Annotated in this window: 12 protein-coding genes and 1 CRISPR repeat array; of the genes, 2 read left to right on the plus strand and 10 right to left on the minus strand. The window is 49.9% G+C overall.

Going from position 1 to position 14,790, the window contains the following annotated elements; translation table 11 throughout:
• Positions 1-23 precede the first annotated feature (23 nt).
• From cysC to cysD, 3 genes are read right to left on the minus strand one after another with little or no spacing between them, the layout of a single operon-like run.
• The gene (cysC, locus tag CSE01S_RS12200) at positions 24-629 is read right to left on the minus strand and encodes an adenylyl-sulfate kinase (RefSeq protein ID WP_042288712.1); all 606 of its coding nucleotides are present in this window, start codon (positions 627-629) and stop codon (positions 24-26) included.
• Positions 629-2,056 (minus strand): sulfate adenylyltransferase subunit CysN, encoded by a 1,428-nt coding sequence (gene cysN, locus CSE01S_RS12205; protein ID WP_042288716.1) that lies wholly within the window; start codon positions 2,054-2,056, stop codon positions 629-631. Before cysN ends, cysC begins: the two co-directional genes overlap by 1 nt.
• Positions 2,057-2,065: 9 nt before the next feature.
• The gene (cysD, locus tag CSE01S_RS12210) at positions 2,066-2,974 is read right to left on the minus strand and encodes a sulfate adenylyltransferase subunit CysD (protein ID WP_042288720.1); all 909 of its coding nucleotides are present in this window, start codon (positions 2,972-2,974) and stop codon (positions 2,066-2,068) included.
• A 278-nt stretch (positions 2,975-3,252) separates the two neighbouring features.
• On the opposite strand from cysD, the gene CSE01S_RS12215 reads away from it, so the two are divergent.
• Positions 3,253-4,290, plus strand: coding sequence for an aminopeptidase (locus tag CSE01S_RS12215; RefSeq protein WP_042288723.1), 1,038 nt, complete (start codon positions 3,253-3,255; stop codon positions 4,288-4,290).
• A gap of 379 nt (positions 4,291-4,669) precedes the next feature.
• Here the strand turns inward: CSE01S_RS12215 and CSE01S_RS12220 are convergent, their stop codons facing one another.
• Together CSE01S_RS12220 and CSE01S_RS12225 are read right to left on the minus strand one after the other, a co-directional pair.
• Positions 4,670-4,951: a DUF5339 domain-containing protein gene (locus tag CSE01S_RS12220; protein ID WP_042288726.1), complete on the minus strand. Its 282-nt coding sequence runs from the start codon at positions 4,949-4,951 to the stop codon at positions 4,670-4,672.
• Between the two features lie 206 nt (positions 4,952-5,157).
• Complete coding sequence (locus tag CSE01S_RS12225; RefSeq protein WP_084589011.1) at positions 5,158-5,790, minus strand: helix-turn-helix transcriptional regulator; 633 nt, start codon at positions 5,788-5,790, stop codon at positions 5,158-5,160.
• Positions 5,791-6,290: 500 nt separating this feature from the next.
• On the opposite strand from CSE01S_RS12225, the gene CSE01S_RS23100 reads away from it, so the two are divergent.
• Positions 6,291-6,926 carry a helix-turn-helix transcriptional regulator gene (locus CSE01S_RS23100; RefSeq protein ID WP_060569388.1) on the plus strand — a complete coding sequence of 212 codons (636 nt, stop codon included), beginning with the start codon at positions 6,291-6,293 and terminating at the stop codon, positions 6,924-6,926.
• Between the two features lie 52 nt (positions 6,927-6,978).
• Here CSE01S_RS23100 and CSE01S_RS12235 read toward each other — a convergent pair whose 3' ends face one another.
• From CSE01S_RS12235 to cas5e, 5 genes are all read right to left on the minus strand, one after another.
• Positions 6,979-9,591: an autotransporter outer membrane beta-barrel domain-containing protein gene (locus tag CSE01S_RS12235; protein ID WP_084589012.1), complete on the minus strand. Its 2,613-nt coding sequence runs from the start codon at positions 9,589-9,591 to the stop codon at positions 6,979-6,981.
• Between the two features lie 1,076 nt (positions 9,592-10,667).
• A CRISPR array of direct repeats spans positions 10,668-12,100; the repeat unit is 29 nt; unit sequence CGGTTTATCCCCGCTGACGCGGGGAACAC.
• A gap of 105 nt (positions 12,101-12,205) precedes the next feature.
• Entirely contained in the window at positions 12,206-12,490 is a 285-nt protein-coding gene (cas2e, locus tag CSE01S_RS12240) for a type I-E CRISPR-associated endoribonuclease Cas2e (RefSeq protein WP_042288738.1), read from the minus strand.
• Between the two features lie 3 nt (positions 12,491-12,493).
• On the minus strand, positions 12,494-13,411 hold the full coding sequence (gene cas1e / locus CSE01S_RS12245; RefSeq protein WP_042288741.1) for a type I-E CRISPR-associated endonuclease Cas1e: 918 nt from the start codon (positions 13,409-13,411) through the stop codon (positions 12,494-12,496).
• The gene (gene cas6e, locus CSE01S_RS12250; protein ID WP_042288744.1) at positions 13,408-14,058 is read right to left on the minus strand and encodes a type I-E CRISPR-associated protein Cas6/Cse3/CasE; all 651 of its coding nucleotides are present in this window, start codon (positions 14,056-14,058) and stop codon (positions 13,408-13,410) included. The genes cas1e and cas6e overlap by 4 nt, the downstream gene beginning before the upstream one ends.
• Positions 14,040-14,786 carry a type I-E CRISPR-associated protein Cas5/CasD gene (gene cas5e / locus CSE01S_RS12255; RefSeq protein WP_042288749.1) on the minus strand — a complete coding sequence of 249 codons (747 nt, stop codon included), beginning with the start codon at positions 14,784-14,786 and terminating at the stop codon, positions 14,040-14,042. The genes cas6e and cas5e overlap by 19 nt, the downstream gene beginning before the upstream one ends.
• Positions 14,787-14,790 lie beyond the last annotated feature (4 nt).

Here is a 14,790-nt window from a genome sequence, read left to right on the forward strand (position 1 = left end):
ACCGGGCAAACAGGTCAGGTGTCTCAGGATCTGATAATATCGTCCTGTCTCAGCAGGTCTAACAATTGACTCACCAAATTTGTTACTAATTGTTCACCATTCAGATGAATCTCTGGCGATTCAGGGGCTTCGTAAACCGCATCAATACCGGTAAAGTTGCGCAACTCACCGGCGCGCGCCTTTTTATATAACCCCTTTGGATCGCGCGCTTCACAGGTTTCCAGCGGCGTATCGACAAACACCTCAATAAAACGCCCTTCGCCTACCCGCTCACGCACCATCCGCCGCTCCGCCCGGTGCGGCGAGATAAACGCTGTCAGCACCACCAGCCCGGCATCCACCATCAGATTCGCTACCTCGCCGACCCGACGAATGTTCTCTTTGCGGTCGGCATCGCTAAAGCCCAGGTCGCTGCACAGGCCGTGGCGCACGTTATCGCCATCAAGCAAATATGTGCTGACGCCGAGCGCGTGCAGCGCTTCTTCCAGCGCGCCGGCCACCGTCGATTTTCCCGACCCAGAAAGCCCGGTAAACCACAGCACAACCCCACGATGACCATGGCGTTGCTCACGCTGGTGCGGCGTAACGGAATGCGCATGCCAGACGACATTTTCGTCATGCTGCGCCATTATTTGCCCTCCAGCAGATCGCGCGCGCCCCAGTGGGGGAAGTGACGGCGCACCAGCGCATTCAGTTCCAGCTCAAAGTCGCTATAACCAGTTGGGACTGTCGCTGCCTGCGCAATGGGCTCACGCACCATGCCCGCCCCGACGGTAACGTTGCTGAGACGGTCGATAAAGATCAGTCCGCCGGTCACCGGATTCTGCGAATAGGTGTCCAGCACCAGCGGTTCGTCAAAGGTCAGATTAACCAGGCCAATGCCGTTCAGCGGCAGGTTTTCCACCTCACGCTGGGTCAGGTTGTTGATATCCACCTGATACTGCACGCCGTCAATGCGCGCGCGGGTCTTTTTGCCGGCAATTTTGACTTCGTAGCTCTGACCCGCCGCCAACGGCTGTTCTGCCATCCACACCACATCTACAGCGGCGCGTTGTACGGCAGGTAACGTGTCGCCCGCATCCAGCAGCAAATCGCCGCGGCTAATATCGATTTCATCTTTTAAAACGAGGGTGATCGCCTTACCGGCAAACGCCTGCTCCAAATCGCCGTCAAAGGTGACGATGCGGGCCACACTGGACTCCACGCCGGACGGCAGCACCCGAACGCGTTGACCCACGTGGACGTTCCCGGAGGCCAGAGTGCCGGAGTAACCGCGAAAATCAAGGTTCGGACGGTTAACGTACTGCACCGGGAAGCGCATTGGCTGGTTGTCCACCACCCGCTGGATCTCAACGGTTTCCAGCACTTCCAGCAGCGTCGGGCCGCTGTACCACGGCATGCTCTCGCTTCGGGAAGCCACGTTGTCGCCTTCCAGCGCAGACAGCGGCACAAAGCGGATATCCAGATCCCCCGGCAACTGCCCGGCAAAGTTCAGGTAATCTTCCCGAATACGCGCAAAAGTCTCTTCGCTGAAACCGACCAGATCCATTTTGTTGATCGCCACGACCAGGTGCTTGATCCCCAGCAGCGTGGAAATAAAGCTATGGCGGCGGGTTTGATCCAGCACGCCTTTTCGCGCATCGATCAGCAGGATCGCCAGATCGCAGGTGGACGCGCCGGTCGCCATGTTACGGGTATACTGCTCGTGCCCAGGCGTATCGGCGATGATAAATTTGCGCTTCTCGGTGGAGAAATAGCGGTACGCGACGTCAATGGTGATCCCCTGCTCGCGTTCAGCCTGTAGGCCATCCACCAACAGCGCCAGATCCAGTTTCTCGCCCTGCGTCCCGTGACGTTTGCTGTCATTATGCAGCGATGAGAGCTGATCTTCGTAAATCTGGCGAGTGTCATGCAGCAAACGACCAATCAGGGTACTTTTGCCATCATCCACGCTGCCGCAGGTTAAGAAACGCAGCAGGCTTTTATGCTGTTGGGCGACCATCCAGGCTTCGACGCCGCCTTCATTGGCGATTTGTTGTGCAAGTGTGGTGTTCATGGCGGCTCCTTAGAAATACCCCTGACGTTTCTTCAGCTCCATAGAGCCTGCCTGGTCGCGGTCGATGACCCGCCCCTGACGTTCGCTGGTGGTCGAAACCAGCATCTCTTCAATAATTTCCGGTAATGTCCGGGCGTTCGATTCAACCGCGCCGGTCAGCGGCCAGCAGCCGAGGGTGCGGAAGCGCACCATCCGTTTTTTGATCATTTCCCCCGGTTGCAGGTCAATGCGATCGTCGTCGATCATCATCAGCATGCCGTCGCGCTCCAGCACCGGACGCTCAGCCGCCAGATACAGCGGGACAATCTCGATGTTTTCCAGCCAGATGTACTGCCAGATATCCTGTTCCGTCCAGTTAGAAAGCGGGAAGACGCGGATGCTCTCGCCTTTGTTAATCTGTCCGTTATAGTTGTGCCACAGTTCCGGGCGTTGGTTTTTGGGATCCCAGCGATGAAAACGGTCGCGGAAAGAGTAAATGCGCTCTTTAGCGCGAGACTTTTCTTCGTCACGACGCGCGCCGCCGAACGCAGCGTCAAACCCGTACTTGTTCAATGCCTGCTTCAAGCCTTCGGTTTTCATGATGTCGGTATGTTTGGCGCTGCCGTGGACAAACGGGTTAATGCCCATCGCTACCCCTTCCGGGTTTTTATGCACCAGCAACTCGCAACCGTAAGCTTTCGCGGTACGGTCGCGGAATTCGTACATTTCGCGGAACTTCCAACCGGTGTCGACGTGCAGCAGCGGAAACGGCAGCGTTCCCGGGTAAAACGCCTTACGCGCCAAATGCAGCATGACGCTGGAGTCTTTACCAATAGAATAGAGCATTACCGGGTTGGAGAATTCTGCCGCCACCTCGCGAATAATATGGATGCTTTCCGCTTCCAGCTGTCGCAGGTGGGTGAGTCGTTTTTGGTCCATAGCCGTTCCTTTACAATACCGCTACTGTCGAGCGCGTCAGATAACCCGACTATAGGGAGCGCAGCAGAACGAATGAAATTACGAATTGGAATGAGTAGTTCCTCAAAGGAATAACGATCTGGGAAAGCACATATCAAAAAGTGCTTAAGCCAGCGGTTTTTCGGGCATTTCAGAGCAAATGAAATTGTGTTAGTCGGGCCGCGGTTTCATACTAGGCGGGTTAAAATTTTTGCTTTGTATTCAGGGCGTCTCCCTGGCAGGCTATTTAAGGACTCACTATGTTTTCCGCAACGCGCCGTTTTGTCGCCATCCTGGCCCTCGGCGTCTGCTTTATGGCTCCCGCACAGGCGTCAGCATCGTCACCTGGCGATTTTGCGACATTACAAACCCGGCATATTGCGACCGTCTTTCCCGGTCGAATGACGGGTTCCCCGGCTGAAATGCTTTCCGCTGACTATTTACGTCAGCAGTTTGCGCAAATGGGGTATCGCAGCGATATTCGTACCTTTAACAGCCGTTATATTTATACCGCGAAAGATAACCGCAAGAACTGGCATAACGTGACCGGTAGCACCGTGATTGCCGCCCATGAAGGCAAAGCGCCGCAGCAAATTATTATCATGGCGCACCTGGATACCTACGCCCCGCAAAGCGACGCCGACATCGACGCGAATCTGGGCGGGTTGACCCTACAGGGCGTGGACGATAACGCCGCGGGTCTGGGCGTGATGCTCGAGCTGGCCGAACGTCTGAAAGATGTCCCCACCGAATACGGCATTCGTTTTATCGCCACCAGCGGCGAGGAAGAAGGCAAACTCGGCGCGGAAAATCTCCTTAAGCGTATGAGCGCAGCGGAGAAGAAAAACACCCTGCTGGTGATTAATCTCGATAACCTGATTACTGGCGATAAGCTGTACTTTAATAGCGGACAGCGCACTCCGGAAGCCGTGCGCAAATTAACCCGCGACCGGGCGCTCGCCATTGCCCGCAGTCACGGCATTGCCGCGACCACCAATCCGGGGATGAATAAGGATTACCCGAAAGGCACCGGCTGTTGTAACGATGCGGAAGTGTTCGACAGAGCCGGAATTGCGGTGCTTTCCGTTGAGGCCACGAACTGGAACCTCGGTAAAAAAGACGGGTATCAGCAGCGCGCGAAAACGGCGTCCTTCCCGGCAGGCAACAGCTGGCACGACGTTCGCCTGGATAACCAGCAGCATATCGATAAAGCGCTTCCCGGACGCATTGAGCGCCGCAACCGGGACGTGATGCGTATCATGCTGCCGCTGGTGAAAGAGCTGGCGAAAGCGTCTTAAGTTTCCCATATCGCCTGGCCCTGACGCACGCAGGGCCAGTTGCCAGTCTCCATGACCACAGATCGCCTTCACGCAATTCTCTGGCGCCACACTAATTTTTCAGGAAATAAAACTGTTATTAAGTAGCAGGAATACGGAATTATTATTTGAAAATTTCTACCGAAATAGTCAGCGCTGTAAAATGAGAGAAGAGAAAACCCAATAATCACCTTGAAGAATCGTTATAAAACAAGCAATTTAACGCAAAGTAAATCGATGACGAGTAATGTGATGTGAAGGGTACATTTTGCCTACGGGAATAGCAAACTGCAAAAAGCCGGATAACGTCAACGATTTATCCGGCCCGGAAGTAATTGCGGTACGCGGTATAACCAGGGCGTTATTTGAGACCCATGGACTGTTTCATTTGAACCAGCGCCGCCGCACCTTGCTTACAGCCAGCATCCTGGTTTTCCGCCGGTAATTCCGCAAGTTGTTTTTTAGCCTGTTCCAACTGCGGTTTCATGGCCTCCATTTGTTGTTTAGCTTGTTCGCTGGATTTTGACGCTTCAACAATTAATGTATCAACATCGTTAAAATATTGCTGACAGGTTTCGGTGATTGCTGCAAAAGAAGCGCCGGACACCAGCGTCAGTGCCGTAGCAAAAATGATTTTTTTCATCTGTTTTTCCCTCAGTGTTAAAATGACGTTACTGCCTCCGGCAATAACGTCATCAAGAGTAATGCAAACCAGAGGGTAAAACAGCTTCAGACATTATTTTCAGATTATTCATTTTAGTTTTCGACAAACAGATCACAGTTCGACGCCTGACGAAATTTTTAACCCTGCCCCTCAGATGAGAAGAGGCTGATAAGAAAGACTGACATTTATAAAATAATCAATTCTTTCAACTTCTTACCCATCTTCCGCTCTAAGGAGTACTTTAGGTTAAAAACACTTTTGTTGCTTATTCTGACTATTTCCGCCACTTCCTGGGTGCTGTAACCGGAAAGGAGTAAATGCAGGATCTTTACTTCAAGGCCCGTCGCCCTCGTTATCTTTTGGCTCTGATTCATTGAAACCATACGTCCGGACTTGCGCAATGCTAACGGCTTGTAGGTTCGTACAGTCAATACATCAACGATACACGTTTCCTTATGTTTCCAGTAACCGGCAAGAGGCTCCATCGTTTGATCGCTAAGCAAAATTATCTTCATCGGCACTTTTTTCAAATGATTCAGCCATGCATCGTCAGCAAATAGAGAAAGATAATAATGGGAAAAATCAACAAAAATCATCCCACCCGAATGAATATTGTAATAATTATCCTTCAGCAAGAGAGTTATTCCTTTTTCCAGTAGAAAATTCCCTATAGGCCAGATAATATATTGACTCTCCATGCAATTGAGCATGCGCACGTTAAAAGTATCGGTCATATTACATTGCCAGGCACAGCTTTGGCATTTAATGGGGTAATCTTTATGGTAGTTCACAATGCGTCCATTATGGAGAAATAACATTCCTTATCTAAATATTATTGTTTTATTTGTTGCTATTCTAGATATATTTCATTTCTCTATTATTATGAAAAAGATGGATTATTCTGATGCTTCGCAGAAAAGTATCTCGAGGTTATGCGATACTGATATTGCTTTTTATCCTGTTTACCAGGATTCTTTCCAGACAATTTTAGGATTATTGCTTGCGATGGCGCGGGTTTATGTAAAGGTAAATAGCACAAAATGTTAAATGTGTTTCACAAAATGCTTCGAAAATGAAAGCAGCTCTCGCTCTGTGTGGGGAAAAACACCTGGCATCACAAAGTATCATTGCTTTTTCGTTTCCACTTTTTTAACTTTTAGGCGATCGGGTGCTTAACGGGAAACGGGCTTTTCTTAAATTTCCGCTATTTTCTGTATGTCAACGTAAATATATTTCGATAAAGAAATATGTTTACTGTTTGTTCATGCTCGCTTCATTATGGTTCTCTTCGATAATAAATTAATTGTGAAGGTACATTTTGAAAATAAAAGAAATACCCGATATCACTCACTGTGTAGGTTGTGGGTTACATTGTCCAACCAGCGATCAAAAAACCATTTGGGCTGTACTTTGTGAAAATAAAAAAATAATCATATGGCCTGAGGACAACTATTTTTTCTCGGCATCACTGCATCATTTAGTCTTCAGAAAATACGCGTGCAAATTACCAAGGGGCGTTATCTTTGTTGATTTTTGCATTGAGAATCTGCCATTGTTCATCGACATTGCCTGGCTGGAAAAACTTAAAAATTTTGAGATGAGCATTGTACTGGTCACCGACCGGTCAATGAAGTCAATGGCCAGGTACTGGTTCAACAGAAGAAAAGAGATTATTGCTATACTGGTGGCAGGCAACGAACGCGCCTCCTTTATGAAGGACGCAGAAGATATCTTACGCGGAAAAAAGGTCAAACCTAAAGGTATTGTTGAAATAACAGAAAATGAAATGCAAGTTTTAAGGATGTTTGGAAGTGGGCACTCAACGTCTTTCATCGCACAAAAACTCAACTGTTCTGTTAAGAGTGTTTATAATTACCAATACTCGCTGTGTAAGAAACTGGGTAATTTAAAACGCTTAGAGCAGTTACGTCTGAAACATCGGGTCAGCTGGTAAACAAACCGGCACAACGTACCGGTTTGTTGTTCAGAAGAGAGAACATGGATGATTAGAAGCTGTAACGGAATCCAAGATTCGCCTGAACAGGGTCTTCTTGCTTATTCCCTTTTGCATAATCAAGTTCGGCAAACAGTGAAAGCTCCTTGTTGAAGGACGCACTTACCCCGATACCCGCTTTTCCCAGGTCACCGGAAAGATTGGTGGTAAACGTATTGCGCTGGTTAATTGTCGTACTGTTGTTGTCGACATATTCATGCACCCACGCCGCTTTGAAATACGGTGTAATAGATGTCCCTTTGTTTAGCAAGAAAGTGCGTCCAAGATTAAAACCAGCTTCTGTGGTCAGCGAATCCTGATCGTCAATGCTGCCTTTCATGCCATTATTCAGTTTGATATCCTGACCTTTAACCTGAATTGCGGCAACCTTTGCATACGGCTCAAACCAAAAATGGTTCTGGAAATGGATGCTCTTACCCACTTCGATCGCTGCGCCCAGAGCATGTTGACTGTAATCGGCCGAAATACCGCTTCCATTTGTCGATACTGCATTTAAAGCGTTATCAAAATGGTTGTACTTCAGTATGCCATCAACATACCATCCCTCGTTGTGAAACCAGGTGGCCTGTGCGCCAATGCTAAGGCTATCAATACGGCTTACGCCCCCTCGCGCATGCTTCACCTTACCGCTGTTATAGCTTGTAAACAGACCAACACGTGTTTTGGCGCCTTCGGTTGCCATTATTTGGTCAACGCCTAACTCTATTCCTGATTGTTCAAGTTTAAAGTCAGTATGCCCGCTGTCGATATTTGAGTTTCCACCCGTGAAACGCATCCATGCGCCATTGTCACCTTCCGTTTTCTCCGCCAGGCCTTGCCGGAAGCGTAAATTCTGCATCTCGTTTTTAAACATGATAACGGGCGCCGCTGACATAGAAAGCACAGCATCCGTCGCGGGCGTGGTTTTCGGCTTGTCCGTGATGGACGGAATTTCCTGACCCGGATCAGGTGTAGGTTCGACAGGTGTCGGGGTTTCTTCGCCCGGTTCAGGAGTCGGAGTTTCTTCTCCCGGTTCTGGCTCCGGAATTTCGACTACAGGCTCTTTTTCTGCTGCCAGATACCAAATTTTACCGGTGTCTTCATCTCTTTCATAAAGCGAATACATGTAAGTACCGCCGTCAATGGCATTAATATTGGTACCGGCGAGCGTGGCAAGGCTAAAACTCGCTCCACCGCTTGCATCGGAAATAATATCAAGGCTGCGTCTATCCGGCTCTGTGATCTCCGCACCTGAATCGGCTACGGTAACGTTATGGTTGCCGGTACCCGTGGTGATGTTCAGGTAGTCCCCTTTGCCGCCTTCTAAAGAGGTATTGAAGTAAAAATGTAAATTGCCAGACAGTGAGTCAACATTCAGTCTGGAGTAAATAGCCGCACCGCTGGTGGCATCGCTGCCAGTGTAATACCTGACATTACCTTGTCCAGACAAGGCACCTACGGTTGCCGCGTCACTGTCACTGCTGTTGGCAATAATCAACAATGTTGAATCGCTGCCATTCAGCGCTACGTTATCTGCCCTCGCCCCGCCATCAGCGGATGTCGAAAGCTGCAATTGCCCCCGGTCATTAACCTGCGTTGCTCCTGTCATTGTTGCGCTATTCGCCAACCAGGATTTCGCGCTGCCGTTAATGGTGACATTTTCCGTGGTCGCATTACCATACACCGTCTGTATCGCCGCATCGTTCAGCGTCACATTATTCGCTGCAGAGCCAGCGTAAATAGTCTGTACGGCATTATCATTCAGGGTAACGATGTTAGCCGTACCGCCCTGTTGTAATACCTGCGCCCCGGTACCAAACAACGTCGTATTATTGGCGACGCCGGCAATGGCTGATGTATCCGAACCGTTGATAAACAAGTACTGAATGCCACCGCTTTTGATGGTTGTATCATTCACTACGCCGCTGTTATAGACATATTGACGTCCATCTTCATTGATGGTCGCGCTATTTGCGATACCCGATAAGGTCACATACTGGATGCCGCCGTTAATCTGCGCATTACTGGAGACTCCAGACTGCTGAGCATATTCGTAGCCGCCTTGATCAATAACGGTACCGCTGCTGCTGCCACCTTCGTAGACAAATAATTTCCCGCCATCACTGACGTTATTATCTATGGCTTTACCAGTACTCCCGGTGTTTCCACTGTTAGAAACATAAGCGGTCCCCCCTTCCAGATGAGAATTTTGCAGCGTGCCACCATCATATACGCGTACTAAGCCGCCACTTTTAATTTTTATATTGGATGCGGTAGCGGGTACTGTACTATCAAAACCACCATTCGCTATTTTTGAGACCTGCGTGATGTAAACTTCGGCGCCCGAGTTGACGATAGAATCTTCCATAAAACCGAGCACACTCATCAGGCTACCGCTCAACATATTGACGTTCATTGCCGTGCCAGCGTAGCCATTAACCCCTCCATAGTTATATGCGCCAATTTCGATGCAGCGATTTGCGTCAAGATCGCCAGTCACCGTTGCAGAGCCGCCATACGATACGCTGGTGCGGCTACCGCAAAATGTCGCGGCAAAGGAAGATTGCGATAATGATATCGCCGTCAGAAATGCAAGTGTCGTCAGTTGTGTTTTAAGCTTCATCATTTAATACCATGCGTGTGATACAGATAAAAATAAAAAAAACGCCCCTCTTGCGTAAAATACTTGGGGATTTTTAGCGGGTGATAGCGGGAGGGAAATAAAATGATGCGACTGATACATTAAAAAAATCAGCAGGTTGGAGTTCCTTCCTATATATACCGTCCCTTAATTGCTATGGTATGGAAAAGAATAAAACTAAGCAAGATGGTGATATAATTACGAAACGTGATTTTTAATGGAAAAATCCTAACCAAAATGAGTTATCGCCAATAAATATAAATTTTACATATTGCAAAAACAGTTAGATAAAATTGCCGATGCTTTTTTTGGCTGATTTTTCTTAACCACTCCAGGAATATTGCTCTCTTTTTATGAGATAACGAAATTTCACTTTCAGCACTTTTTGCTAAAGTATCGTGACAGGCTGGAAGAGGTCAGACATTTTCGGGAAAATAAGCGCGCGCATGATGGCGGGATACCGTGACGAAAGTCCCAGAATTTTAGCCCTGTAACAACATGGTTATCGTCATTGAATCCCCACACATTACTTACGAATCCCCTGTAATCTGTAGGTAAAAAATTACCATTATCACTGATGCCGGCTTTCAGAACACCTGGTTCCTTCATGTACGCTCACTGGACTGAGATTTTATTGGGCGCATACAGGGGAATGTCCGGTTCCGTCTGGACTGTCTTCCGGAAAGATGGCTAAAACTAAAGATGCTGCAAGCCAACAGTAAAGCAAAATTCCAGGGGGGGAGGAACGCTGGTCAGAGCTGAATATGGCGTGGCTAGGGTTACTTATTTCCATAAAAGAGTCAAAAAGACAACAAGAACCAGCATGCTCGCTGCCGGATCTCACGTTATTTTCAGGAAAATGCATGCATAGAGGCGGCTAAAGAGCCGTGGTTAATATTCAGCAGTATGGATGAATCTGACGCCCGGAAAATCATGAAGCTATACAGCAGAAGAATACAGATAGGGCAGAATTTCCACGATGAAAAAAGTGAGCGCTTTGGTTTTATCCCCGCAGGCGTGAGGAACACGCTGGCGGCGTTGTAAATGCCCGTGACATCTGACGGTTTATCCCCGCTGACGCGGGGAACACGACGCCGGATTTAATGCTGATGCCAGCAATGCCGGTTTATCCCCGCTGACGCGGGGAACACTAAACGGCTACCGTTTCGGAAAGAATGCTAATCGGTTTATCCCCGCTGACGCGGGGAACACGGATCGTCAGGCCGGGAAACCTCTTCCATTACCGGTTTATCCCCGCTGACGCGGGGAACACACCTGATCCCACTGCTCGGGGGTCAAAACCTCCGGTTTATCCCCGCTGACGCGGGGAACACATTCCTGACATATCACTCAACTTTTACGACGGCGGTTTATCCCCGCTGACGCGGGGAACACTTATATCAACCGACTGGTAAATTGGATGCCGCCGGTTTATCCCCGCTGACGCGGGGAACACGAGAAGCTCTGCCGCTGCGTCGTCAGGTGGTGCGGTTTATCCCCGCTGACGCGGGGAACACTCATCAACCCACACATACATAACACGCTGACCCGGTTTATCCCCGCTGACGCGGGGAACACCCGTTGACTCCATTTCAGCGCCACGTCGAAAGCGGTTTATCCCCGCTGACGCGGGGAACACGAACTACGCCCCAACAAACTCGGTTTATTTTGCGGTTTATCCCCGCTGATGCGGGGAACACGAGCAAAAGGGGGTTTTGAGATTTTATCTATTCGGTTTATCCCCGCTGACGCGGGGAACACGGGCCGCGTGGCGGTAGACCTCTACAGTCAGCAGGTTTATCCCCGCTGACGCGGGGAACACTCAATTAGCGCGGCATTTTGTAAAAGAATTTCCGGTTTATCCCCGCTGACGCGGGGAACACGTCCAGTATACAACCTAATTGCTAACTTGAATTCGGTTTATCCCCGCTGACGCGGGGAACACACCAGCACCTTCGCGCACTGGTCATTCACAATCGGTTTATCCCCGCTGACGCGGGGAACACAACTCGGTGATGTATGTTGCGTTTTCAAGAGGCGGTTTATCCCCGCTGACGCGGGGAACACAACTCGGTGATGTATGTTGCGTTTTCAAGAGGCGGTTTATCCCCGCTGACGCGGGGAACACTTACTCAAGAGGATGTTGGGACATTTGAGGGACGGTTTATCCCCGCTGACGCGGGGAACACGAGTGTGTTGGTTTGCCGGGAGTGCCAAAGGGTGGTTTATCCCCGCTGACGCGGGGAACACGCGAAGGATTCATTTGCAAACTCAGTGACGAGCGGTTTATCCCCGCTGACGCGGGGAACACATCACACTGCGTTTAATTATTGGGCGCATAATCGGTTTATCCCCGCTGACGCGGGGAACACTTAAGGGGAATATATGTCAGATCAGAATATCCCGGTTTATCCCCGCTGACGCGGGGAACACTCTGACCGTGTATCTATGATGCAGGCAGCGCGCGGTTTATCCCCGCTGACGCGGGGAACACACTAAATGTATCCATCTGATTTTAAATGTTTTTTATCTACAGCAACAATCTACCAACGTAAAATAAACATTTCCGTATTCTAAAAGAAAAAATAACCATTTGAATCTAAACGGGAATAAATGAAACCAACCGAAGCCCATCAAGATCTACCGGGATACGACGATTCTCCCCCCATGTCTGAAATTCAAATCCAGACTCCGTATTGGTTGCCCATGCCATTACAACATTTCCCTCACCGCCTAGCTGTATGATTTGTTGCCATATCATTTCCCGAATACGTTTCGAAACATCGCCAACATATACACCCGCTCGGATTTCCAGCATCCAGACGGCAAGCCGCCCCCGTAAGCGCGGCGGGACATTTTCCGTCACAACCACAACCATGCTCATCCGCTACGCTCCACGATGACCGCTGTCACCTAACGTTTTCGGTTCTGCTATCGCCGGGGGCAACATATCCGGCGCTGGCTGCGGTGGTGCAATTTCTCCAGCCATGAGTACCTCTTCAATCAGAGGGATCAGTTTCCCGGTTAGCTTGTCGCTGCGAAAAATATCCCGACAGGCTAGCCTTACCACCCTGTCAGGCTCAGCTGGATGACGCGCTGCAATTTCAAACGCTTTCGGTACAACCGTTTCAAACTTAATGATGTCAGCAATATCGTAAACAAATGAGAGAGGCTTACCGCTATGAATAAAGCCAATCGCAGGCGCATATCCTGCGGCTAAAACGGCTGCTTCAGTAATGCCATAAAGACAAGATGTCGCTGCGCTGATGCACTGATTCACCACATCGCCTTTCTCCCAATCTTTGGGATCATAACGACGTCCATTCCATTTCACGCCATAGTGTTTCGCCAGCAATGCGTATGTCTGCCGAACGCGAGATCCTTCAATTCCTCGTAATTGCTCAACAGAGCGGCGTGCAGGCGGCGGCTCGCGAAAACGGAGTTCGTACATTTTACGCACAACTTTCAATCGTAAATCATCGTCAAGCGCCAGCTTCGCCTGGTAAAGCAGTTTATCGGCACGCGCGCCGCCGGGCTGACCCGAAGCATAAAGACGAACCCCCGCTTCTCCCATCCAGACCAATAGCGTACCGACCGTTGACGCCAGCCTTACGGCTGCGTGAGAAACGCGCGTTCCAGGCTCCAGCATAATGCAGGCGACGGAGCCTACTGGAATATGTGTGCGTATGCCTGTCTTATCGATCAAGACAAAAGCGCCATCCAGCACATCAATCTGACCATATTGCAGAAAGATCATAGAGGTCCGATCCTTTAATGGGATCGGACTTAACGGTACGAACGTCACTCACTGTCTCCGGGCTTTATCAGCATCAACCCACAGCCAAATGCGCGGCTTTTACCGTATCCCTGTATCAAACGTTGCAGGAATAAGCCCGGGTCATTGATCTCCAGCGTGCCTGAATAATCCACGCTGCTAAACTGAATCGCCTGCCGGGATTTGCCGCGTATGACCTGCTGCTGTCGATACGCGTCAACGCTCGCCCCCTGTAATGAAAATCCATTACGCTCCCCCTGACGAGCTAACCACGCTAGCGCAACCTGCTGCTGATGAAGCCAGATATCCTGTGTGTCCGGGTCAGCTTTCATTTGCCGCTTAGCATCCATCAGCAGATCGTGACGTTTTCCTGCTTTGCAAATCGTTGGATTCGCTCGCAGAGTGAAGCGCAAGCGCTGCGCTGTATGTAAGTCAGGGAAAAACGGGCGGCATTCGGTATGAAATAATTCTCTTGACGCAGGCGGATTCACCGACAAAACAAAAAAGCGAAATGCCCCTTGCACTTCCTCCCGACGGTATAAAAACTGCCGTTCCTGCTCGTCGGGAAAAAGCGCCCATAACCACTGATGCATGACATATTCGCCGCGTTCCACCATATGAAGTAATTGAGAAGGCGACAGTTGACCGGTAGAGAGCGTTATTCTTGAGAGGTACACATTTCCTCCTTGAAGATCAGTGAACCCTGGTATACGGTACGCTCGGCAAATAACCATTGCTGACGGCTTAACGGCACGTCCCGACGACGCAGGATTTTATTTGCCACCAACCCGTCATGCTCGCCTTCCCACCAGCAGGTCGGTTGCAGTTTGGGTAACCGAATGTTGAGCCCCTGGAGTTTTTCCTGGTATTGTAACCGGGCAGTGCTTAACACATCCGGGACATTTCCCCGCAGGAGCATTGGCATCAGCGGTAACGATAACGGATGGCTTTTCCGTCCCAGATACAGTGAAAAGGTCGGGTGCTTTAGTGCGTTCTGGAGACATTCCAGCGTAAAAGGCGCCCCTGGCGTTGTAACCACCGCGACCATCCACCACGCATCGCTGTAGTAATCACGTCGTGAGATCAGCGCACTGAGCAAGTCCGGGTCCTGCAATTCTTCGCGGCGACTGAAATACCGCACTTTACGGACCTCTTTCGGCATCTGGACGGTGTGATAATCCCTCGCCCAGCGAGGCGAGTCGCTGGCGCACAACAAAAATTGATAGTGCGAATTAAGCGCGTTCAGTTGCGTTTCGTCGTCACGATGGATGCCAAGCGCCGCAGCCAGCAGTCCCAACAGTGCAGAACGCGACGGCAGTTCATGGGTATGACGAACCTCACCAGGAGCATCCACACCCCAGGAGGCCATCGGTCCATGAAGCTGAAAAAGCAGATATTGGTTCATTAAG

This window comes from Citrobacter sedlakii NBRC 105722, assembly GCF_000759835.1.
In the GTDB taxonomy this organism is placed as follows: Bacteria; Pseudomonadota; Gammaproteobacteria; order Enterobacterales; family Enterobacteriaceae; genus Citrobacter_A; species Citrobacter_A sedlakii.